General features: G+C 72.1%; 15 protein-coding genes and 1 tRNA gene. 8 read left to right on the top strand and 8 right to left on the bottom strand.

Annotated elements, in window-relative coordinates; genetic code table 11:
• Window positions 1–75: 75 nt before the first annotated feature.
• The gene (gene tmk, locus RBJ65_RS11845) at window positions 76–3,330 is read left to right on the top strand and encodes a dTMP kinase (protein ID WP_306318545.1); all 3,255 of its coding nucleotides are present in this window, start codon (window positions 76–78) and stop codon (window positions 3,328–3,330) included.
• 19 nt (window positions 3,331–3,349) lie between these two features.
• Here the strand turns inward: tmk and RBJ65_RS11840 are convergent, their stop codons facing one another.
• A complete protein-coding gene (locus tag RBJ65_RS11840) occupies window positions 3,350–3,805 on the bottom strand; it encodes a GNAT family N-acetyltransferase (protein WP_306318546.1) in 456 nt (151 codons plus the stop codon).
• A gap of 89 nt (window positions 3,806–3,894) precedes the next feature.
• Here RBJ65_RS11840 and RBJ65_RS11835 point away from each other — a divergent pair, with 89 nt between their 5' ends.
• The 6 genes from RBJ65_RS11835 to RBJ65_RS11810 all read left to right on the top strand — a co-directional run bounded on the left by RBJ65_RS11835 (window position 3,895) and on the right by RBJ65_RS11810 (window position 9,878).
• Window positions 3,895–5,100 carry a DNA polymerase III subunit delta' gene (locus RBJ65_RS11835; protein WP_306318547.1) on the top strand — a complete coding sequence of 402 codons (1,206 nt, stop codon included), beginning with the start codon at window positions 3,895–3,897 and terminating at the stop codon, window positions 5,098–5,100.
• Between the two features lie 167 nt (window positions 5,101–5,267).
• On the top strand, window positions 5,268–6,845 hold the full coding sequence (locus RBJ65_RS11830) for an alpha/beta hydrolase (RefSeq protein ID WP_306318548.1): 1,578 nt from the start codon (window positions 5,268–5,270) through the stop codon (window positions 6,843–6,845).
• A 105-nt stretch (window positions 6,846–6,950) separates the two neighbouring features.
• A tRNA-Thr gene (locus RBJ65_RS11825) sits at window positions 6,951–7,024 on the top strand.
• 588 nt (window positions 7,025–7,612) lie between these two features.
• Window positions 7,613–8,776, top strand: a complete 1,164-nt coding sequence (locus RBJ65_RS11820) for a glycine-rich protein (protein WP_306318549.1) — start codon at window positions 7,613–7,615, stop codon at window positions 8,774–8,776.
• Between the two features lie 85 nt (window positions 8,777–8,861).
• Window positions 8,862–9,524: a Pr6Pr family membrane protein gene (locus RBJ65_RS11815; protein WP_306318550.1), complete on the top strand. Its 663-nt coding sequence runs from the start codon at window positions 8,862–8,864 to the stop codon at window positions 9,522–9,524.
• Window positions 9,525–9,587: 63 nt separating this feature from the next.
• On the top strand, window positions 9,588–9,878 hold the full coding sequence (locus tag RBJ65_RS11810) for a chitin binding peritrophin-A domain-containing protein (RefSeq protein WP_306318551.1): 291 nt from the start codon (window positions 9,588–9,590) through the stop codon (window positions 9,876–9,878).
• A gap of 89 nt (window positions 9,879–9,967) precedes the next feature.
• On the opposite strand, the gene RBJ65_RS11805 is transcribed toward RBJ65_RS11810, so the two are convergent.
• On the bottom strand, window positions 9,968–12,118 hold the full coding sequence (locus RBJ65_RS11805; RefSeq protein ID WP_306318552.1) for a hypothetical protein: 2,151 nt from the start codon (window positions 12,116–12,118) through the stop codon (window positions 9,968–9,970).
• 372 nt (window positions 12,119–12,490) lie between these two features.
• Here RBJ65_RS11805 and RBJ65_RS11800 point away from each other — a divergent pair, with 372 nt between their 5' ends.
• Complete coding sequence (locus tag RBJ65_RS11800) at window positions 12,491–13,447, top strand: hypothetical protein (protein WP_306318553.1); 957 nt, start codon at window positions 12,491–12,493, stop codon at window positions 13,445–13,447.
• 3 nt (window positions 13,448–13,450) lie between these two features.
• Here RBJ65_RS11800 and RBJ65_RS11795 read toward each other — a convergent pair whose 3' ends face one another.
• The 6 genes from RBJ65_RS11795 to RBJ65_RS11770 form a co-directional block, all read right to left on the bottom strand.
• Window positions 13,451–14,890, bottom strand: a complete 1,440-nt coding sequence (locus tag RBJ65_RS11795; RefSeq protein ID WP_306318554.1) for a DUF1254 domain-containing protein — start codon at window positions 14,888–14,890, stop codon at window positions 13,451–13,453.
• Between the two features lie 24 nt (window positions 14,891–14,914).
• The gene (locus RBJ65_RS11790) at window positions 14,915–16,363 is read right to left on the bottom strand and encodes a DUF1254 domain-containing protein (RefSeq protein WP_306318555.1); all 1,449 of its coding nucleotides are present in this window, start codon (window positions 16,361–16,363) and stop codon (window positions 14,915–14,917) included.
• A 90-nt stretch (window positions 16,364–16,453) separates the two neighbouring features.
• The gene (locus RBJ65_RS11785; protein WP_306318556.1) at window positions 16,454–17,914 is read right to left on the bottom strand and encodes an NAD(P)/FAD-dependent oxidoreductase; all 1,461 of its coding nucleotides are present in this window, start codon (window positions 17,912–17,914) and stop codon (window positions 16,454–16,456) included.
• A gap of 7 nt (window positions 17,915–17,921) precedes the next feature.
• Window positions 17,922–19,730, bottom strand: a complete 1,809-nt coding sequence (locus tag RBJ65_RS11780; protein WP_306318557.1) for a DUF3556 domain-containing protein — start codon at window positions 19,728–19,730, stop codon at window positions 17,922–17,924.
• A 2-nt stretch (window positions 19,731–19,732) separates the two neighbouring features.
• A complete protein-coding gene (locus tag RBJ65_RS11775; RefSeq protein ID WP_306318558.1) occupies window positions 19,733–21,214 on the bottom strand; it encodes a class I adenylate-forming enzyme family protein in 1,482 nt (493 codons plus the stop codon).
• A gap of 90 nt (window positions 21,215–21,304) precedes the next feature.
• On the bottom strand, window positions 21,305–22,075 hold the full coding sequence (locus tag RBJ65_RS11770; RefSeq protein WP_306318559.1) for a glucose 1-dehydrogenase: 771 nt from the start codon (window positions 22,073–22,075) through the stop codon (window positions 21,305–21,307).
• Window positions 22,076–22,146: the final 71 nt, after the last annotated feature.

Genomic DNA, 22,146 nt, shown 5'->3' with positions numbered 1-22,146 from the left:
CGTGATGCGTGCGGGGAGGTGTTCACACCGGGAACACACCTTCGGTGTGTCGGTGGGGCCCGATAGGCTGGACGAATGACCCGTGCCGAGCAGCCAACGGACCCCAACACGGCCCCAGACGACGCCCTGGTAGCGGACTCCCGAGAGCGTGCGGTGCGCGCCCTGTTGCGCGTACCGCAGTTGAAGCGACTGTGGTCGGCGCAGCTCGTCGGCGGAGTCGGCGACGTGATCGGGCTGCTCGTACTCGTGGTGCTCGCGGTGCAGGCCGCGATCCCCGAGGAGTCGTTCGGCGGTGGCTACCGCGGCGTGGCCTTCGCCGTCGCCGCAGTGTTCGGCGCGCGCATCCTTGCGACGCTGCTCTTCGGCGCGGTCCTGCTCGGACCGCTCACCTCACTGACGACGCCCGGTGGGCCGCTCGACCGGCGCTGGACCATGGTGGGCGCCGACGGACTGCGGGCCGCGCTGCTCATCGTCGCCCCGCTGTGGATCGACTGGGTGCCGGACAACGCGCTGGCGATGCTCCTCGTGACGGCGTTCGTCATCGGGGTCGCCGAGCGGTTCTGGACCGTCGCCAAGGAGAGCGCCGCGCCCTCGCTGCTGCCCCCGCCGCCGCCGGAGGGCGCGGCCGTGCGGCCGCTGCCCGACCACATGGACGCGCTGCGCCGGCTCTCGCTGCGCACCGGGTTCGCCGCCGTGCCGCTGGGCGCCGCCGCGCTCGTCTTCGTCACCCTGGTGCAGAACCTGATCGGCGCCGGCGTGGACTGGTTCGCCTCGCACCAGGTGGCGCTGTCGTCCTACGTAGGGGCGGGGCTGTTCGCCGCCTCCCTGTCGGTCGTGTTCTTCCTCGAACTGCCCGACCGGCAGACCCCGCGTGCGCGCTCGCCGCTGGAGGGGCTGCGCAGGCCCAGCACCGGCGCGGGTGTGGACAAGGGCCGTACGGGCGCCATCCGGCTGCTCGTGCTCGCCTGCTCCTGCGTCGCCGGGGCGATCTCGGCGGCCGTCGCGGTGTCCGTGCTGCACGCCAAGGACCTGGGCGGTGGCCCGGTCACGTTCGGCCTGCTCGTGCTCGGTGTGACCGGCGGCACCGTCGTCGGCATCCGTACGGCGCCCAAGGTGCTGCCGACGCTGTCGCGGCGCCGCCTCTTCGCGCTCGCCATCGCACTCACCGGGATCGCGCTGCTCGCGGCGGGCCTGGTGCCCGACGTGACGACCGTGATCCTCGTCCTGACGCTCTCCGGAGTCACCGCGGGCATCGCGGCGAACACCGGGCACACGCTGCTCGACCAGGAGACCGAGGACTTCCGCAGGGCCCGCACGACCGAGCACCTCCAGGCCGTCGTACGGCTGTGTGTCGCGCTCGGCGCGCTGCTCGCGCCGGTCCTGGCCGCGCTGATCGGGCCGCACCACCTGGAGAGCGGAAAGTTCGTCTTCGCGCACGGCGGCGCCGCGTTCACGCTGATGCTGGTGGGCGCGCTGCTGCTGCCCGTCGCCGCGCTCGTCCTCGCCAAGGCCGACGACCGCAGCGGGGTGCCGCTGCGGCACGACCTGCGGGACGCGCTGCTCGGCGGGAACGACCCGGTGCAGGCCCCGGCCGCGACCGGCTTCTTCATCGCCCTGGAGGGCGGCGACGGCGCGGGCAAGTCGACGCAGGCCGAGGCGCTCGCGGAGTGGATCCGCGGCAAGGGCCACGAGGTGGTCGTCACGCGCGAGCCGGGTGCCACGCCGGTCGGCAAGCGGCTGCGGTCCATCTTGTTGGACGTGTCTTCGGCCGGGCTTTCGCACCGGGCCGAGGCGCTGCTGTACGCCGCCGACCGCGCGGAGCACGTCGACACGGTCGTCCGGCCCGCGCTCGAACGCGGCGCCGTCGTCATCTCCGACCGGTACATCGACTCGTCCGTCGCCTACCAGGGCGCCGGCCGCGACCTGTCGCCGACCGAGGTCGCGCGCATCAACCGGTGGGCCACGAGCGGCCTCGTACCGAACCTGACCGTGCTGCTCGACGTCGACCCGGAGGCCGCGCGCGAGCGGTTCACGGAGGCGCCGGACCGGCTGGAGTCGGAGCCGATGGAGTTCCACGCGCGCGTGCGCTCCGGTTTCCTGACGCTGGCCGCGGGCGACCCCGGCCGCTACCTGGTGGTCGACGCGGGCCAGGAGCCGGAGGCCGTCACGACGGTCGTACGGCACCGGCTCGACGTACTCCTTCCGCTCTCCGAGGCCGAGGTCGAGGCGCAGGCGGAGGCCCGCAAGGCCGCCGAGGAAGAGGCGCGCCGCAAGGCCGAGGAAGAGGCCGCCCGCAAGGCGGAGGAGGAGCGCCTGGAGCGCGAGCGCCAGGAGCAGCTCGCCAAGCTGCGCGCCGAGGAGGAGGAGCGCAAGCGCCGCGAGCTGGAGGAGGCGCAGCGCCTGGAGGCCGAGCGGCAGGCCGAGGAGGCCCGGCAGCGCGCCGAGGAGGAGCGCCGCAGGGCCGAGGAGGAGCGGGCCCGCCTGAAGGCCGAGGAAGAGGCGCGCGCCGCCGAGCAGGAGCGCCTCCGTAAGCAGGCCGAGGAGGAGGCGCGGCTTCGGGCCGAGGCCGAGGAGCGGCGCCTGGAGAAGCAGCGCAAGGCCGAGGAGGCGCTGCTGCGCGCGGAGGAGGCGCGTCGCCTCGCGGCGCAGGCCGCCGAGCAGGCGCAGCGGAGTGCGGGCGCGCCGACCGCGAATCTGCGCAAGGTGGAGCTGCCGAGCGAGGCGCCGGACGGGGCGTCGGACCGGTCGTCGGGCCGGGCTTCGGACGAGGCGCCGGTGGACAACGAGACGACCGTGCCGACGCCGATCGTCGACTTCACGAAGGCGCCCGAGCCTTCGGACGCGTCTTCGGACGCGTCTTCGGGTGCCCCTTCGGATGCGCCTTCTGATGCGTCTTCGGGTGCGCCCGCGGATGCGTTTTCGGGTGGCTCCTCGGACGCCGAGGAGACGACCGTGCTGCCGCAGGCGAGCGACGCCGAGGAGACCACGGTGCTGCCGCAGGCGACGGATCCGCGGGACGCGGAGGAGACGACGGTGCTGCCGCAGGCCGCGCCGGGTGCGGCGGACGAGACGGCGGTCCTTCCGCAGGTCTCCGACCCGGCGGACCGGCTGCCGCGCGGCTACTTCCGCGACGAGCGGCCCGGGTCGGGCCCGGACGGTTCCAACGACCGTACGGCGGAGCTGCCGCAGGTCGACGAGAACGGCAGGCCGAAGCGGCCGCGCCCGGACTGGGCGGAGGAGACGCCGCTGGACGACCTGCCGTCGCTCGCGGACGAGTTGCTCGGTGGGCGTGAGGACGAGGACGACCGGGGCGGGCGGCGCCGCCGGTGACACCGTAGGTGGGCGGGGTTCAGGTCAGCCTGAGCTCCACCCAGTCCACGGTGTCCCCGTCCAGCCGGTAGCGGTCGACCTCCGCGGTGAACCCGGCGCGTTCCGCGAAGCGCAGGCCCGCCGTGTTCGAGGTCAGGACGACCGTCTCGATCTCGTCGGCGCCCAGGGCACGGGCCCGGTCGAGCCCGCGCTCGTACAGGGTCCGACCGAAGCCGCGGCCGCGGTGCTCGGGCAGCACGCGGGCGATCACCGTGGCCACCCCGTCGCGTCGGGGCGGGCGCAGGGTTGAGCAGCCCACCAGTACGTCGTCGGCGTAGGCCACTTCCATGACGTTGCGTCCGGCGCGTTCGCGTACGTCGTCGAGGGAGAGGTACGCCGAGTCGACCGGCACGATCGTGTTGTGGGCGTGCTGCCAGTCGGCGAGCGGCCCGTCGGGGGAGGCGCCGGTCAGGGGCTCGATGCGGAGGTCGGTCATCGCCGTATCAAACGTTGTCAGTGGGGCCCGGCACAATGGCTGCAGTTGGGCTCGGTAGGAGAATCGGTGGGAGAGAGGGGCGGTGCCGCGTGGCCGTATGGGACGACCTGGTCGGTCAGGAGCGTGTGATCGCGTCGCTGGACGCGGCCGCGCGGGACGCGGACGCCCTGGTGACGGCGGCGTCCTCCGACACCCCGCCGCCGGCCGCGTCGAAGATGACGCACGCGTGGCTGTTCACGGGCCCGCCGGGGGCCGGTCGGGAGACCGCCGCCCGCGCGTTCGCCGCCGCGCTGCAGTGCGTCAGCCCGGACCGGGCCCTCGGCGGAGCCCCCGGCTGCGGGTTCTGCGACGGCTGCCACACCGCGCTGCTCGGCACGCACGCCGACGTGTCGACGGTCGCCGCGGTCGGCACCCAGATCCGCGTCGACGACATGCGTGACACGGTCCGCAAGTCGTACACGTCACCGGCGGGCGGCCGCTGGCAGGTGATCCTCGTGGAGGACGCCGAGCGGCTCAACGAGAAGTCGGCGAACGCGGTCCTGAAGGCCGTGGAGGAACCGGCGGCGCGCACCGTGTGGCTGCTGTGCGCGCCCTCCGTGGAGGACGTGCTGCCGACCATCCGCTCCCGCTGCCGCCTGCTGACCCTGAGCACGCCCGCCGTCTCCGCCGTCGCCGACATGCTCGTACGACGCGACGGCATCGAGCCGGACGTCGCCGCCGCCGTCTCCCGCGCCACGCAGGGCCACATCGACCGGGCCCGCCGCCTGGCCACGGACCCGCGCGCGCGGGAGCGCAGGGCCGCCGTCCTGAAGGTGCCGCTGCGCGTCGAGGAGATCGGCGGCTGCCTCAAGGCGGCGCAGGAACTGGTGGACGCGGCCGCCGAGGACTCCAAGCAGCTCGCCGAGGAGGTCGACACGAAGGAGACCGAGGAGTTGAAGGCGGCGCTCGGCGCGCAGAACGGCGGGCGGATGCCGCGCGGCACGGCCGGTGTCATGAAGGACCTCGAGGACATGCAGAAGCGGCGCCGCACGCGCTCGCAGCGGGACAGCCTCGACCTGGCCCTCACCGAGCTGACCGGGGTCTACCGGGACGTGCTCGCGATGCAGCTCGGCTCGCGCGTGGACCTGGCCAATACGGAGATTCAGGACACGTTGGAGCGGTTGGCCCGTGGCACTTCTCCGGAGTCGACGTTGCGGCGGATCGAGGCGATCGGTGCGTGTCGGGTGGCGTTGGACGGGAATGTGGCGCCGCTGTTGGCGGTGGAGTCGATGACGGTGGCGCTCCGCGCGGGCTAGTCGACTGGGTTCACCCGGCACCGTTCCCACGTCTCGGGGCTCTGCCCCGGACCCCGCTGCTCAATCGCCGCAGGGGCTTGAAAATACCCGGCAGGGGCTTGAATGGGCCCCGTGGCGGTTGGTGTACGCAATGTGACCAGGTGCGCGCGGAGCGTTACGCTCGCTCGATGGACTTCAGGCGTCACCCCCTCGCCCCCCGCCGCCGCCCCGCCGCGCTCGCAGTCGCCGTCGGGCTTGCCCTTGCCGCCATCTCGGCCTGCGCGTCGGGCAGTTCGGGCACTACGGGTGCCTCGCTCGCCGCGCTGCCCCGTTCCACGCCGGCCGACCTGGCCCGGTATTACGACCAGAGCCCGAAGTGGCACAAGTGCGGAGTGCCCGGGTTCGAGTGCGCCACGCTGAAGGCGCCGCTCGACTACGACAAGCCGTCCGAGGGCGACGTCGACCTCGCGATCTCCCGCAAGAAGGCCACGGGCCCCGGCAAGCGCCTCGGCTCGCTCCTGGTCAACCCCGGCGGCCCCGGCGGCTCGGCCATCGGCTACCTCCAGTCGTACGCCGGCATCGGCTACCCGGAGAAGGTCCGCGCCCGCTACGACATGGTGGCCGTGGACCCGCGCGGTGTCGCCCGCAGCGAGCCGGTGACCTGCCTCGACGGCAAGCGCATGGACGCGTACACGCAGACCGACGTCACCCCGGACGACGGCGCCGAACGCACCCGCCTGGCCGCCGCCTACCAGCGTTTCGGCGCCGGCTGCGAGACGTCGAACCGCACGTCGGGCCGGGTCCTGCCGCACGTCTCCACGGTCGAGACGGCCCGCGACATGGACCTCGCGCGCGCGGCACTCGGCGACGAGAAGCTGAACTACGTAGGCGCCTCGTACGGGACGTACCTGGGCGCGACGTACGCGGGCCTCTATCCGGAACGGGTCGGCCGCCTCGTCCTCGACGGCGCGATGGACCCCTCGCTCCCCGCGCGCGAGCTCAACGAACAGCAGACCGCCGGTTTCGAGACCGCGTTCAAGTCCTTCGCGAAGGACTGTGCGAAGCGCTCCGGCTGCCCCCTCGGCAGCGGCGGCCCCGACGCGTCGGGCAAGCGCCTCAAGGCCTTCTTCACCACCCTCGACCGCACCCCCATCGGCACCGGCGACCCGAAGGGCCGCAAGCTCGGCGAATCCCTCGCCACGACCGGCGTGATCGCCGCGATGTACGACGAAGGGGCCTGGCCGCAGCTGCGCGAGGCCCTCACCGCCGCCATGAAGCACAAGGACGGCGCGGGTCTGCTCGCCCTCTCCGACAGCTACTACGAGCGCGACCCCGACGGCTCGTACTCGAACATGATGTTCGCCAACGCCGCCGTGAACTGCCTCGACCAGCCCCCGTCCTTCACCTCGCCCGAGGAGGTCGAGAAGGCGCTGCCCGACTTCGAGAAGGCGTCCCCGGTCTTCGGTGAGGGCCTCGCCTGGTCCTCCCTGAACTGCGGCTACTGGCCGGTGAAGGCGACGGGCGGACCCCAGCGCGTCACCGCCGACGGCGCCGCCCCCATCGTCGTCGTCGGCACCACCCGCGACCCGGCCACCCCCTACCGCTGGGCGAAGTCCCTCGCCGCCCAGCTCTCCTCCGGCCGCCTCCTCACCTACGACGGCGACGGCCACACGGCGTACGGCCGCGGCAGCGACTGCGTCGACGGCGCGATCGACGACTACCTCCTGACCGGCACCCCGCCCACCGACGGAAAGCGCTGCTCGTAGCGCGTGTCCCCCGGTGATCACGCGGTCATAAAGGCGGTTCGGAGCACCCCCGGGGAGCGTGTAGGATTGGCGACGTTGCTGACGCACTCCGGTGCGCGTGGCGGCGCCGCCTTAGCTCAGATGGCCAGAGCAACGCACTCGTAATGCGTAGGTCTCGGGTTCGAATCCCGAAGGCGGCTCAGTTGAAAGCCAGGTCAGATATCTTCTGACCTGGCTTTTCTCATGCCTGGGTCGTTCCGGTGCCGATACGTGATGCCTCCCTTCGTGCTGGCGAATCCAAGGGGAGCGCGAGCGGAACATCGGTTTTGTGGAGATGTTCCAAGCCGGGGACTGTCCTATAGATGGCACTCCCGATTGCTGCGGATCACGGCTCCGGTGAAGCCTCCTCCCCCTGCTTACGCGGGTGGAGCGAGCGTTTTTGGCAGTCGCCGCCTGGGGGCGGGCGACGTAAAAACCAGAGAGAAGTCGAAATGTGATGCACGCAATTCCAGCCGTGCGACGGAGAATCTTGCCTCTGGCAGGACCGTGCTGTCGATGGCGGCCTGCCGCCACCCCCGCTGCGTACACGGCGCCACATCGCAGAGAGTAAAGAATTCCAGAAGGTGGGCACGAAGAGTGGTCGGCGGTGTGTGTGTCGGGGTGCTCGGTGAAGTTGTTCCGGTGACACGCCGTTGAGTGATTTCGGCATATCAACGGCTCTCGTGCCGTTAGGGGAACACGCCCCGGTTGAGGGCGATTTGGGTACTCCCGCCGCTAGCGTGCCGTCCATGATCATTCGCAGATCGACGCGAACCATGTCCTGGTCCGCGCGCGCCCTCACCGTGTCCCTGTCCGCCGGAACCGCCCTGGCGGGCCTGCCGTTGGCGACCGCGGCCCCCGCCTGGGCGGTCAGCGGCTACACCTGTGCGTCGAGCAGCGTGCCCGGGGCCCCGGCCTCGGACAACGCCTGCTTCGAGGTGCGCAACGAGACCGTCTCCTACGTCGTGCCGAAGGGCGTGACGAGCATGCGGGTCAGCCTCGACGGGGCCGGTGGCGGTGCGCGCAACGGTGCCGCGGGCGGCCGGACCGTCGCCACCATCGACGTGACTCCCGGGGAGACGCTGAGTCTGACCGCTGGTGGTGCCGGGGTGCTCGGGGCCAAGCGGTGGAACGTCGGCGGTGGCGGTCCGGGCAGCAACGGCAGCCGCTACGGCGGCGGGCAAGGGGGTGGCGGCACCTGGATCAAGGAAGGCGCCACCTGGCTGGTGGCCGCGGGCGGCGGCGGTGGCGGCGCGGCGGGCGGGCTCCAGGGCGGCATGGGCGGCGGCACCACCGGCCAGAACAGCTGGTACCGGATCAATGCCGGTGCGCAGACCGCCGCCGGTGGCGGCACCCAGACCGCCGGCGGCCGGGCGGCCGCCGGCGTGCCCAACACCAACTGCAGCTACCAGCCCTCGGTCGGCCGGCAAGGCCGCGGCGGCTACGGCGGCGGAGGCGGCGCCGACGTGGGTGGCGGCGGTGGCGGCGGCTACTACGGCGGTGGCGGCGGCACCTGCCAGCGCGGCACGAGCGGGTACAACTCCGACTACGGCGGTGGCGGCGGCTCCGGCTACGTCAACGGCCCCGGCGTCACCGACGCCACCACCAGCCGTGGCAACGGCAGCGCGCGCGGGCAGCACGGCACCCTGAAGCTGTCGTTCGAACTGCCCGAGCCCGACATCCACCCGACCGGCGGGGACTACCTCCTCGGCCGGGGCGTTCCCGGCACCGACGTCACCATCCGCAAGCCGGACGGCACGGTCATGTGCACCACTCGGGTACCGGCCGGCGGCATCTGGACCTGTGACCTCGACGAGCGGGTGGACTCCCGTCCGTTCACCGTCCACACCCAGGACCCCGACAACCCGTCGGCCCCCTACCCCGTCGGCGTGGAGCAGCCGTATCGCGGCTGACCGCACGCGGCTCCTGTGACGGCGACGGTCCCGCGCCCAGGTGCGCGGGACCGTCGCCGCCAGCCCCTCCGGACATTGTGAGCCGATGAACGGCCAACGGCTGCGGCGTCTTTGCGCCTGTGCCCTGTACCTGCTGGTCGCGGCGGCCGCGGCCGCGGGGATCGCCATCGAGTGCGCGCACGCGCCTCGACCCTGGCGCGTCTTCACCTACTTCACCGTCCTCGTCAACGCCGCGGTCGCGGTCACGTCCGCGCTCTCCGCGCTCCGAACGGCCCGTCGCCGCCCGCCACTTCCCACCCTGGTGACCGGCGCGGTGCTGCTGAGCATCGTGGTGACCGGGCTGATCTACCACGCGGTGCTCGCCAACGACTCCAGCGGCTTCTCGCAGACCGAGGGGATCTCCGTACGAGGCGGCTGGCTGGCCCTGTCGAACCAGCTCCTGCACACGGTGACCCCGATCGCGGTGCCCGCCCTGTGGCTCCTCGCCGCGCCCCCTGGCCGATTCCGGTGGAGCTTCGCCCACCAGTGGCTGGCGGTCCCGCTGGCCTATTTCGTCTTCGCCCTGACCCGCGGTGCCGTGATCAGCCCGCCCGACCGCTACCCGTACCCCTTCCTCGACGTCGACCAGCACGGCTACGCGGGAGTCCTGGTCAGCGCCGTCGTCATCGGCGCCCTCTTCTACGGCCTGGGCCTGCTCCTCGTCGCCGCGGACCGGCACCGCCCCGCCGGACCGCTCGCTTCTCCATGAGGAGCTGCCGACCGGTGGCCCGTCACACTGGTGACCGCGCCGTCTGAAGCTCGTTTCCTGGTCATGAAGATCCAGACTGTGGCCGCCGCTGCGGCCGGCACGCTGCTGCTGTCACTCGGCGCCTTCGCCACTGCGACTCCGGCATCGGCCGCCGGTGATTACTCGTGCGGGAACGCCGAAGACGGCGCCTATTCGCATCCCAGGCGTGTGGACGCATACGTGCAGTGCGTGAACCATCTGGCGTACGTATTCGACTGCCATCCGTCCGGTCTGTTCTACAACCCGTATCCCCGGCCGTGGGGGAAGTGCGACTGGCCCGAAAACGTAGACGTCTATGCCCCGGTGTACCCGTAGGACTGCCAGCCGCGTCCCGCAGGACTTGCATGAGTCGACTCAGCGACGCAGATCAGGCCCAGTTCCCGCGTCAGTCGTGGTCACGCGGGTCAGGAAGGCGACGCAGGGGTGGGGTTGAGGGCGTGGGTGATGCCGGTGTCGAGGTCGATGGCGTAGCCGGCGTCGAAGGCGTGGTGGTAGGCGTGGTCGCCGAGAGTGGCGAGGGTCTGCTGTTCGCAGGCTTGGCGGGCGGCCATCAGCGAGGGGATGCCGGCCTGTGGCCGGCCGAGTGTCTCCCACAGTTGCGTGGCCAGGCCGAGCAGCCGGGCGGCGTCCCGGCCCCGGCCCAAGGTGGTGGCGGACCGGGCCAGCGTTTCGAGGGCATGACCGGTGCCCGCGTCGTCGCGCAGCCGGCGCGTGACGAACAGGGCGTCCCGGGCGTGCTCGTGCGCCTCCTGGATCCGGCCCAGGCCCAACTCGGCCTGGACACGTACGAATTGGCCCCAGGCGAGCATCCAGCGCTCGCCGCTGCGGTCGCAGACGGCGCTCAGCTCTTCCAGCCAGTCGACGGCCTCCTCGAAGCGGCCCATGGCGGCGTGCATGTGGGCGCCGACCACCAGGGACACCAGGGGGGACATGGTGAGCGGCTTCTCGCGCCAGTCCGTGGCGAGCAGGGCCTCGGCCAGGGACAACGTCTGCGCCCGGTCGCCGCGCAGGGCCGCCACCCGGAGCTCTGCGGCCCGCGCGTAGATCCGCTCCGTGTCGCCGAGTCGCGCGGCCAGGGCGGTGCACTCGGCCGCGCATTCTTCGAGGGCGGGCAGATCGCCCAGGTTGATCAGCAACGTACCGCAGGCGTCCAGGGCCTTCGCACGGGCCGGTGAGGGGGCGGTGTCGGCGGCCAGGGCCCGGTCCAGATAGTGGCGGCCCTCCTTGAGGAAACCGCAGGCACGCCAGAAGAACCACAGCGCTCCGGTCAGCTCCAGCGCCGTGTGGCCCTGGCCGGCCGGTTCGGCCAGGCTGTACTCCAGGGCGGCGCGGAGGTTGTCGTGCTCGGCGGTCATCCGGTCGTACCAGCCGAACTGGTCGGGCCCGAGCCAGGCGGCGTCGCCCCGGCGGGCCAGGGCCAGGTAGTGGTCCCGGTGCCGGCGGCGCAGCGTGTCGTCCTCGCCGAGGCCGCGCAGCCAGTCGGCCCCGTACTCGCGGATGGTGTCCAGCATCCGGTAGCGCTCCCCGCCCCCGGTGGGCTCCCAGGTCAGGATCGATTTCTCCGTCAGCGTGCCCAGGACGTCGGGGATCCGATGGTCCGGGAGATGGTCGTCGGCGCAGACCTGCCGGGCGGTTTCGGCGTCGAAGCTGCCGGCGAAGACCGAAAGCCGGGCCCACAGCAGCCGTTCGGCGGGGGTGCACAGCTCGTGGCTCCAGCCGATGGCGGTACGCAGGGCCTGGTGCCAGGGAGGATCGGCTTCGCGCGCGATGGCGTCGGTGTCGCCCAGGACGGCGAAGCGGTCGTCAAGGCGGGCGGTCAGCTCCCGTACCGGCAGATCACGCAGGCGGGCCGCGGCCAGCTCGATCGCCAGGGGCAGCCCGTCCAGGCGCCGGCACAGTCGCACCAGTTCCGCGCGGTCGGCGTCGGTGACCGAGAAACCGGGCACCGCCTCCGTGGCCCGCAGGGTCAGCAGGACCACCGCGTCCGCCGAACCCGCCAGCGCGTCGTCGGCCTCGGGCACGGGCAGCGGCGCGACCGTGAGCACCCGTTCGCCCACCACGCCCAGGACGCGGCGGCTGGTGGCCAGGATCCGCAGGCCGGGCGCGGCCCTCAGCAACGTCTCGGCGGCGACCGCGCAGGCATCGGCCAAGTGCTCGCAGGTGTCCAGGACCAGCAGCAGCTCCCGCTCGGCCAGATACTCCGCCACCACGTCGATCACCGGCCGGGTGGACTGGTCGGCCAACGGCAGTGTCTCGGCGATGACGTGCGCCAGCAGCCCCTCCTGGCGCAGCGGTGAGAGCTCCACCAGCCACGCACCGTCGCGAAAGCGGGGCTGGAGCTCGGCGGCGGCATCCAGCGCCACCCGGGTCTTCCCCACCCCGCCGACCCCGGTCAACGTCACCAGCCGCACCGGGTCCTCGGCCGACGGCCCCTTGAACAGCCGCCCGACCCCCGCCACCTCCGCACGGCGATCGACCGTCACCGTCCGCGGCCGGGGCAGATTCCCCACCCTCCGCCCTTCGCGCGGCTCTTCGCGCCGCCCCTTCGCCGCCACGACGATCCCCCTCCTCGGAGCCCGGCCCACGCTTCGCCACGTGTGCCGAGGACGGCAGCCTGCACCAACACGCCACGCTGCGTGACCGTTGACACCAAACTGCCCGCATGTGCCGCATGGCGGATCGCGGCGGACCGCAACAGACCACATCCCGGATCCGATTGACTGCCCCTCCGGCCCGCCCTCGGTCACACCGGGCAGCACACCTAGGGCCCTTCATATCGGGCGCCTTTTGGACGGCTGGTTATGCGCTGTCGCCCGGCGCTCCGGAAGGACCGATCCGCCGCTCGCGTATAGGTTCAACGGAAAGGTGCGTCCACCCGGAGTCGGTCGCCTCCGGTGGGCCCGTGTGTGCGGCGACAGGAGGTCAGGATGTCCAGCCCTGAGATCGTGACCCAGGACAACTTCGCCAAGGCGGAGACCGCGAAGTACTTCCTTGAGCAGCTCGAGAAGGCGCCCGTCAACGAGTTCCTCCACAACCGGACTCCGGTGAACATGGACAACCAGATGATCATCCGGTCGAACGTCGACCTCCTCTACTCCTACGCCGTGGTCGACGTCACGGAGCAGGCGACGTTCTCCGTCGCCGCGTCGGAGGAGTTCCAGGTCAGCGAGATCATCGACGAGAACCACTACGTCGCCGGTGTGGTGTATCCCGGCGAGTCGCTGACCCTGCGCAATGCCGACCTCACCACTGGCACCCACGTCTACATCCTCGCGCGGACCTCGCTCGCGAGCGGAGTCGAGCGTGCCTGCGAGCTCCAGGACCTGCGGCGCATCGAGGCCGCGACCGCCAACCCGTACGTGCCCACGGTCTACGACACCGAGAGCCTGGACAGCGTCCGGGCGGAGCTGGAGACGCACTCGGCGGAGGCCGACTTCAGCAAGGCGTTCGGCACCCCCGAGACCACCGACCCCTACCAGCACACGCTCGGCGCGGCCCTCGGCTGGGGCGGCCTGCCGCCGCAGGACGCGCAGTACTACCAGGCGATGGCCACGAGCACCGGCTGCGACGCGTGGACCTTCGACGTCCCGCCCCTCGACTACGAGCACAACGGCTATTTTTCCGTCATCAAGTACGACGAGAACGGCTGGCTCGACGTCGCGAAACCGGGGTTGACCGACAGCGAGATGGTGCGCGACGCGGACGGCCGCATCACCGTGTGGTTCGGCGACAAGCGCTGTGAGGGCAAGCCCAACGTCATCGAGGCCACCGAAGGCCAGCGGTTCTACCACGGCATCCGGCTGTACCGGCCGGTGAATGTCGACGAGACGCGTGCCTATATCGACGATCTCGGCGGCAATCCGCTCCGGCCGGTCACCTCGTAGTCGCTACGGCACGGCCTCGAAGTCGGGCAGCGCCCACGTCTTGTCGAAGAACGGCCGCGTCGGGGCGTACAGGCGGAAGTAGACGAACCAGCCGTCATCGGCGCAGGTCTTCATCCAGTTGGTCCCGGCGCCTGCCGGGGCCGACGGGCCGATGTACAGGTCGATGCTGCCGTCGGCGTTGTACGTGAGCCGGTCGTCGTGGCTGTCGAGGCTGACGCTGCGGATGTCCGTGCCGCCGTTGTCGTAGGGGCGGCGGGTGTCCTCGCTGTAGAGGGTGAGGGACCAGAACTGGGCGACGGGGACGTCCGCCGGGACGTGCAGGCGGTAGGTGCGGTCGGCGCGCAGGAGGCGGCCCCCGGCGTCGCGCTTCGACGTCATGTAGACCTGGCCGGCGCCGGGCGTGGGGTTGACCATGCCCTGGGTGCTGGTGACGGCCTCGTAGAACCAGGTGGCGCGCTGGTCGAGCTGGAGGAGCGTGTCGGTCTCCTGCTCGACGTCGAAGTCGAAGCTCTTGTACCAGCTGGTGCCGGGCCAGTAGGGCGTCGTGTAGCGGGGGTTGACCTGGAGGTTGCGGACGAGGAGTTCGCCGAGGGCGGCGCCTTCCTCCAGGATGCGGCGTTGGCGGTCGTCCGGTGCGAATGCCCGGCCCTTGGTGATGCCGAGGGGTTCGAGCATGGCCATCAGGGCCTTGTCGACCTCGCGGACGGGTTCCTCCTGGAGGACCGTCGCGAGGTCGCTCCAGTAGTCGAGGCCGCGGGCCGGGGTCGCGCTCCACTCGCGGTCCACGCCCTCGATGAAGCGGACGGGGGCCGGTTCCGAGCCCGCGCGCGACAGCTTGAGGCCGTTCTTGGCCGTGGCGGCCAGGGCCGGGTCCTTCGTGAGCAGCCGGAAGGCGATGAAGACGTTGACCGTCGCCGAGCGGACGACGTACCGGCCGGAGTTCTCGTACGGCGCGGCGTCGTCCTCGGGGCCGAGGACGACGTAGCTGCCGCCCTCGCCCGCGTCGGGTCCCGTCTGGCCGAGGTCCACGACGGGGCGCTGCCAGAAGTCCAGGACGCCGCCAGCCGTGGGGCCGGCCGGGTAGTCGATGAGGACGGGTCCTTCCGCGAGGCTCGTGAAGTTGATGATGTACGGGGTGGTGAGGTTCGCCGTGACGATGCCGCGCTTCTCGCGCAGCGAGTCGTAGACGACGAAGTCGCCGAAGCCCGTTGCGCCGAACGTGTCCGCCGCGCGCTCGCGCCACGTCAGGAATCCGACCAGCGGCAGGGACCACAGGTACGCCTGGGCGGCGCGCTGCGCGTCGAGCCGGTCGAAGAGGAGTTCCGCCGACTCGTCGGTCGGATAGGTGTGTTCGAGCTGGATCGGGCCGAACGGGGTGTCGATCTTCTCGTCGCCGGTCAGCGTCGCGTCGCGCAGTTCCGTCATCTGTGCTGATGCCTCCATGCTGGGAAACGTACGGGGTGCGGCTCAGGACCGCTCGATGGCGGGCGCCGGCCATTCGCCCCGGTGGATGGCGGGGTCGGTGGGGCCGTACGCGCGCAGGATGAGCTGGAACGGGCCGGGGACGGACGGCAGCCAGTTGGCGCGGCGGCCGGGGCCCGGGTCGTCGGCCTGGATGTGGATGTCGAGCGAGCCGTCGGGGGCGTAAGTCAGGTCCGGCTGAAGGCTGTTGACCGTCGTACGGCCGGAGGGGTGGTCCGGCAGGGCGCGGTCGGGCAGCGTGTAGAGGGTGATCGACCAGTACGAGTCGACCTTCGGCAGCTGGTCCGCTTCCATGTGGATCGTGTACGTCGCGTCGCCGTCCAGCGGGCGGCCCGCGGAGTCGAGGACGGCGGGCAGCGCCGCGTACTCCTCGGCGGTGTTGGCGTAGATGCCGCGGTGGGCGACGCCCGCGCGCTGCAAGTGGTCGTGGCCGTAGGAGCCGGTCTGCGCGATCGGGTCGGGCAGCACCCAGCCGTTGCGGAAGGTGGTGCGGGCGGTCGCGGAGCGGGCCTGGACCAGCTTCCAGCCGTCGGCGAGCGCGCGGGTGAGGCCCTCGCGGGTGGCGGAGTCCAGGGTGTCCGGGGCGAAGTCGAGGCCGGGGCCGACGCCGATGCGGGCGAACAGGTGGCGCAGGCCGTTCTCGTCAGGGCGCATGCCGCCCTCGGTGAGGGCGTGGTTCAGGACCGTGAAGTAGGCGAGGGACGTGGAGAGTTCGGCCTCGTCGCGCGGGACGTCGCGGCGCGGGTCGGCGGCGGGGATCGCGGCCGGCGCGTACGTGGTGCCTGCCAGGTAGTGCGTCAGCGGGGTGAGGGTGAAGCCCTGCTGGATCTTGCGGGTGGCCGGGAGGTCCGCCTCGGTCTCGAAGAGGGTGCGCAGCAGGATGAAGCAGGTGCGGGTGGGGACGCGGACCTCGGTGACGCCCGGCGGCAGTTCGCCGTCCCAGCCGGGGCCGACGAGCGCGTAGTCGCCGGGGCCGTTGCCCGCCGAGCGGCTTGAGATGTTGGCGGCGGTGTCGGTGAAGCCGTCGAGGATCTGGGCCGCCCAGTAGCGCATGCCGCCGGTGTCCGGCACGTGCAGCACGGTCGGCTCCCCGCGCAGGTCGCAGAATGCCTCGGAGTACAGCAGGTCGGCGTTCGGGGTGACGAAGAGGCGGTAGCGGTGGTCCGCCGGGACCGGCTCGTGCAGGAAGGTGCCGAGCGGGGCGTGCTGGGGGAAGTCCGGGTCGAGCAGGCAGGACCGGATGCGCCAGTTGTGCACCGCGGGCCAGCCGTAGACGTACGCCTGGACGCCGATCGTGTACGCGTCGAGGACCCGCGCCTCGTAGAGGGTGTCGTTCAGCGGCGAGGCGTCGCGCTCGACGCGGTCGGCGCGGATGAAGCGGGCGGGCGGGGTGGCGATGCTGCGGTCGGTGGACCAGGTGGATGCGGCGGGCATGGTGCGGGCCTTTCCTTGCGGTGCTGACCGGGCGTGCGGTGGTGTCAGTGGCGTACGGCCGTGCGGTGGCGTACGGGCGCCGGGGTGGTGTCAGTGGCGTACGGGCGCCGGGGTGCGGCCTGCGGACTCCAGGTGGGCCAGCGCCGATTCGGCCGCCCGCACCCCGCACATGCCGTGCACGCCGGCGCCGGGCGGGGTCGCGGCCGAGCACAGGTAGAGGCCGGGGGCGCCGAGGCTGTACGGGTCGGTGGCCGGGCGGGGCCGGAAGACCAGCTGGCGGGCGTGGTTGGCGCCGCCCGCGATGTCGCCGCCGACGTAGTTCGGGTTGTAGGCGGCCAGTTGGGGTGCGGTGCGCGAGTGCACAGCGAGGATGCGTGTCCGGAAACCGGGGGCGAAGCGCTCGATCTGGGCGGTCACCGCTTCGGTGGCGTCGCCGGTGTGGCCGTGCGGGACGTGCGCGTAGGCGTACAGCGGGTTGGCGCCGTTCGCGGAGCGGGAGGGGTCGGCGAGGTACTGCTGGCCGACGAGGACGAAGGGGCGTTCGGGCATGGTGCCGCGGGCGGCGGCGGCCTCGACCCGCGCGATCTCCCGGGCGCCGCCGCCGAGGTGGAGGGTGCTGGCGCGGCGGCAGTCGTCGTTGGTCCAGGGGACGTCGCCGTCGATGGCGTAGTCGACCTTGTGGGCGGCCGGGCCGTGCCGGTAGCGGGTCAGGGCGCGGCGCACGCGTGGGGGCAGGCGGTCGCCGGCGATGCGGGCGGCGGCGTGCGGGGCGGTGTCGAGCAGCACCAAGTCCGGTTCCGTACCCAGGAGTTCGGGCAGCTCGGCGAGCCCGGTGACCATGACGCCGGTGCGGACCGTGCCGCCCAGGCTCTCCAGGAGGCGGACCATCGCGGTGGTGATGGCGTACGTGCCGCCTTCGGCCACCGGCCAGCCGACCGCGTGTCCTGCCGCCGTGAGCATCATGCCGACCGAGCCGCTCAGCGGGGTGTCGAGCCGCCCGAAGACGTGCGCGGCGACGCCCGTGAACAGGGCGCGGGCCGGTTCGTCCCGCCACAGCCGCGCCGCCCAGGTCGCGGGCGGCAGGACTCCGGCGCCGAAGCGGGCGAACGCCACGGGGTGCCGGGGCAGGTGCAGGACCGGCCGGAACACGTCCTCGCCGATCTTGTCGAAGCGGTCGGCGAGCGGGCCGAAGACGCGGCGCCACCTCGCGCCGTCGCGGCCGAGGGAGGCCGTCGTCCGGCCCATGTCCCGCGAGAGGACACCGGCCCGCCCGTCGTCCAGCGGGTGCGCGAGGTCGACCTCGGGCCACAGCCAGCGCAGGCCGAAGCGGTCCAGGCCGAGGGAGTCGAGGAACGGTGAGGCGACGCCCGTCGGGTGGATCGCCGCGCAGTCGTCGTGCAGGAGCCCCGGCAGGGTCAGTTCGGAGGTATGGGTGCCGCCGCCGGGGCGGTCCGCCCGTTCTAGGACGGTGACGTCGAGCCCCTCCTGGGCCAGCCGGATCGCGGCGGCCAGGCCGTTGGGGCCGCTGCCCACGACTGCTGCTGTGGCCATGGTGTGTTCAGCCTTCCGTCACGAGTGCGTCGGATGCGGGGGTGCGGTCGGACCGTACCCACTCCACCTCGACGGGGACGGGCCCGAGCGGCTCCGGCAGCCAGGGCTGGCGCTCCACACAGTCCGCGACCTTCCAGGTGCCGCGCTCCACGACACCGAGGGCGGCGTCGATGATCTGGTACGCCTGCGTGTCCTTGTGGATCGGCTGCGACTCGACCCAGACGACGGTCAGTTCACCGGGTGCGAAGTTCAGGCGCTTCTGCACGGCGTTGATGAGGCGGATGTCGTGCAGGTGGCCGCAGCCGAAGTTCCAGCCGGTGAGCTGGTTGCAGATGAACTCGGCCTCGCGGACGGTGTAGTCGTCGACGTCGGGCAGGTGCCGGGTGAGGACGGAGTACAGGCCGCGGCCCTGGCTGTGCAGCGAGCGCCAGGCGAGCGGCATCTGCATCGCGACCTTGGCGGCCCCCTCGTCGTACGCCATGACCATCTTCTGCATCTGCTCGACCTGGATGCGCGCGGGCGTCCCCAGCTCGTTCAGGCGCTCCTCGCAGCCGGGGGCGAACGCCCAGGTGGCGGAGGCCCAGTTGCCCGCGTACTGGCGCATGGACGGCAGGAAGGAGACGAGGTCGGGCCGGAAGTTGCCGAGCACGGGGAAGAACGCGAGCGCGGCGAAGATCACCGGCAGCATCCACCACTGGGAGAAGTCCAGGACTCCGTAGCCGTCCTGCGCGGGGTAGCCGACGAACAGGAAGACGGCGCCGAACGCGAACAGCGCGTTCCACTCCAGCGGGACGGCGAGGGGGAACGTGGAGAGGATGAACAGGTGGAAGATCACCATCGAGGCGGCGGCGAGCAGGGTGATCGTGCGGTTCGGCGAGAACAGCAGGACCAGCGGCAGGCCGAGTTCGACGGCGGTGCCGAAGATGTGGCCCATGACCCAGGCGAGGCGCGAGGGGCGGACGTCGTTCGGGTAGTCGCGGTAGTGGGCGCGGCGCAGCCACTTCGACGGCATGAAGGGGCCGTTGGAGATCATCGGCGGGATGACGTTGGTGAAGTGCTTGCCGAACTTGGAGACGCCGGCGCCCATCCACACCACGACCATGAGCAGCTTCCAGGCGATGACCATGTCGGTGAAGCCGAGCGTCGCCGACAAGGCGACCGCGGGCAGGTACTGCTCGCCGCGTGAGCCCAGGAAGATCAGCCGGTCGCGCAGTCCGCACAGGACGAGGAGCACGGCGACCACGGCGTGCACGGCAGGTGTCACGAGACCCCCGGTGCTGCCGGGCACGGCCTCGGCGAGCGCGCTGTCGGCGGAACCCGGCAGCACAAGCCCGACGACGAGGCTCGCCAACAGGGCGACGTACAGCAGGACATCGCCCACCGTGCGCTCGTCACCGGCGGTCAGCGGGACCTTGCCGGGCCACGGCGGCAGCCGGATCGTGCCCGGCCGCAGCCAGTAGTGGGCGCCGCCCGTCATCGGCTTGAAGTGGCCGGCCAGCGGGCCCCAGGACCCGGCGAGGCCGAGCGCTTCGAGGAGCACCGTCCACAGGATGAGCTTCTGGTAGAGGACCGGCTCGCTCCACCACGACGTGAAGTCGGAGAACGAGCCGACGTCCGAGGTGTACCGCACGACCAGGAGGCCGCCCACGCAGTACAGCAGCGCCACCTTGAGTACGTAGATCCAGGACACGGCGCGCGGGGCGCCGAAGCCGTGCTCGACCCAGTGGGTGCTGAGGATTCTGATCCGCTCAAGGAAGGGGCGGGCGAGCAGGGTCTGCGGGTCTTCCTGTGGGGGGTCGGGCTGGAGGAATCCCATGGTCAGGCTCCCTGAGAGGTGGGGTCGGCGGCGACGCGGGCGCGCAGGGCGGGTTTGTCGAGCTTTCCGACGGCGTTCTTGGGCAGGGCGTCCAGGACGTGCACGGCCACCGGGTTCTTCACCTTGGTGAGCCGTTCGGCGCACAGCTCCCTCAACTCGGCGGCGTCCAGGGCCTGTTCGGGGTACGGGGCGACGTACGCGACCGGCACCTCTCCGTACACCGCGTGCGGGGCGCCGACGACGGCGGCCTCCTGTACGGCGGGGTGCTGGTGGAGGACGGCCTCGATCTCCTTGGGGTACAGGTTCTCGCCGCCGCGGATGATCATGTCCTTGATGCGGTCGACGATCCGGAGGTAACCGTCCTCGTCGAGGATCCCTACGTCGCCGGTGTGCAGCCAACCGCCGCGCAGGGTCTCGGCGTTGGCCTCGGGGCGGCCCAGGTAGCCGCGCATCACGTTGTCGCCCTGGATGACGATCTCGCCGCGCTCGCCGGGCGGCAGCAGGGTGCCGTCGGGCGCCATGATCTCCACCCGCTGGCCGGGGAGCGCGACGCCGACCGTGCCGGGGCGGCGCGGCGCGTGCAGCGGGGTGGAGGTGGAGGCGCAGCTGCCCTCCGTGAGGCCGTAGCCCTCGATGACCGGGAAGCCGAAGCGCTTCTCGACGGCGCTCAGCAGCTCCTCGGAAGCGGGCGCCGCGCCGCAGATCGCGACCCGCACCGAGGAGGTGTCGGCCGTCAACTCGGCCGGGAGGCCGACGAGATGGGCGTAGATGGTGGGTACGGCGGAGAAGTACGTCGGGCGCAGCCGCTCGACGGCGGCGAGGAAGTCCTTCGGGTGGAAGCGGCCGAGCACGGACAGCCGGCCGCCCGCCCGCATGGTGCTGAGGAAGCTGACGCAGATGGCGTTCACGTGGAACAGCGGCAGCACGAGCAGGCAGTGGTCGGCCTCGGTGACCTCCAGGTGGGCGGAGATCGAGCGGACCATCGCGGCGACGTTGGCGTGGTCGAGGATCACGCCCTTGGGGCGGCCGGTGGAACCGCTCGTGTAGATGAGCAGCGCGGCATCGCCCCCGGCGGTCACGGGGAGCGGGATCGCGCGCCGTCCCGTCGGCGTACGGCGCAGGTCGTCCACGGCGATCGCGGGCCTGCCGCCGTCCGGGGCGGCGGCGCCGGAGTTGACGACGAGCACCGCGCCCGAGTCGGCGATCTGGTAGTCGGCCTCGGCGGCGGTGAACACCGGGTTCACGGGGGTCGCCGCCGCCCCCACCCGCCAGGCAGCCATCAGGCTGATCAGCAGCTCGACCCGGTTCGGCAGCATGATCGCGACCACCGAGCCGAGGCCGACACCGGCCTCCGCGAACTGCTCGGCCACGGCTTCGACGCGGGCGCCGAACTCCGCGTAGCTGAGCTCCTGTTGCTCGTCGCCGACGCACGGCCGGGCGTCGAGGGCGGCCGGGCGGCGCCAGGGCAGGTAGGACTGGGGCATGGCGTGCGGGTGCCTTTCGGGGAGTGCCCTTGGGGTGGGGGTTGGCCGGGGGTGGGTGTCGGCCGACAGTGGCCGTCGGCCGGGCCGGGTTCAGAACAGTGACGCGTCCAGGCCGCCGTCCAGGAGGAGGCCCGTGCCGTTGCAGAAGGAGGCGCTGTCGCTCGCCAGGAAGAGCACCGCGTCGGCGACCTCCTCGACCGTGCCCAGGCGGCCCTGTTTCTGGTCCATGAGCGCCGCGAAGCCACCGGCCGGAACGCCCATCTGCTGCTCGAAGCTGTCGACCTGGCTGGTCACCAGGTTGGTGCCGACGAAGCCGGGAAGCACCGCGTTCACCCGTACGTTGTGGGCGCGCAGCTCGGTGGCGGCGGTCTTGGTGAGGTTGACGACGGCCGCCTTGGACGCGGCGTAGTGGCCGATGAGGGGGGTGCCGGCGAGTGCGGTGACGGAACCGAGGGTGACGATGCTGCCGCCGCCCGCGGCGATGATCGCGGGGGCCGCGTGGCGGATGGCGAGGAAGACGCCGTCGAGGTTGACGGAGGTGACGTGGCGCCAGTCGGCCAGGTCCATCTCGACGAGCGGCATCGCCTTGGCGACACCGGCGTTGGGCACCATGACGTGCAGCGCGCCGAACCGCTCGACCGCGCCCTCGACGAGCGCCTTGACCTGGTCCTCGTCCCGTACGTCGCAGGCGATGGCGGCGGAGCCGGGGATCTTCGCGGAGGCATCCTTGGCGGCGGCCTCGTCGATGTCGGAGACGACGACGTTCGCGCCGGCCTCGGCGAGCCGGGCCGCGATGGCGAAGCCGATGCCGTGCGCGGCACCCGTCACGATGGCCGTCCGGCCGTTCAGCTGCTGGGACACGGGAGTCCTCCTGCTCGGGGCTGTGTGGTGTGCCCCGAAGCTAGGCGGGCGGAAGGACGGGGTCCCTGTGC

Source organism: Streptomyces sp. KL109B (genome assembly GCF_030766935.1).
Lineage (GTDB): Bacteria > Actinomycetota > Actinomycetes > Streptomycetales > Streptomycetaceae > Streptomyces.
This window is presented reverse-complemented; position numbering and strand designations above follow the sequence as displayed.

Bases quoted from the DNA above. Each gene is read 5' to 3' on its own strand.
- tmk (WP_306318545.1), top strand. From the start codon at position 76: ATGACCCGTGCCGAGCAGCCAACGGACCCCAACACGGCCCCAGACGAC.
- RBJ65_RS11840 (WP_306318546.1), bottom strand. From the start codon at position 3,805: ATGACCGACCTCCGCATCGAGCCCCTGACCGGCGCCTCCCCCGACGGG.
- RBJ65_RS11830 (WP_306318548.1), top strand. From the start codon at position 5,268: ATGGACTTCAGGCGTCACCCCCTCGCCCCCCGCCGCCGCCCCGCCGCG.
- RBJ65_RS11820 (WP_306318549.1), top strand. From the start codon at position 7,613: ATGATCATTCGCAGATCGACGCGAACCATGTCCTGGTCCGCGCGCGCC.
- RBJ65_RS11815 (WP_306318550.1), top strand. From the start codon at position 8,862: ATGAACGGCCAACGGCTGCGGCGTCTTTGCGCCTGTGCCCTGTACCTG.
- RBJ65_RS11810 (WP_306318551.1), top strand. From the start codon at position 9,588: ATGAAGATCCAGACTGTGGCCGCCGCTGCGGCCGGCACGCTGCTGCTG.
- RBJ65_RS11800 (WP_306318553.1), top strand. From the start codon at position 12,491: ATGTCCAGCCCTGAGATCGTGACCCAGGACAACTTCGCCAAGGCGGAG.
- RBJ65_RS11795 (WP_306318554.1), bottom strand. From the start codon at position 14,890: ATGGAGGCATCAGCACAGATGACGGAACTGCGCGACGCGACGCTGACC.
- RBJ65_RS11790 (WP_306318555.1), bottom strand. From the start codon at position 16,363: ATGCCCGCCGCATCCACCTGGTCCACCGACCGCAGCATCGCCACCCCG.
- RBJ65_RS11785 (WP_306318556.1), bottom strand. From the start codon at position 17,914: ATGGCCACAGCAGCAGTCGTGGGCAGCGGCCCCAACGGCCTGGCCGCC.
- RBJ65_RS11780 (WP_306318557.1), bottom strand. From the start codon at position 19,730: ATGGGATTCCTCCAGCCCGACCCCCCACAGGAAGACCCGCAGACCCTG.
- RBJ65_RS11775 (WP_306318558.1), bottom strand. From the start codon at position 21,214: ATGCCCCAGTCCTACCTGCCCTGGCGCCGCCCGGCCGCCCTCGACGCC.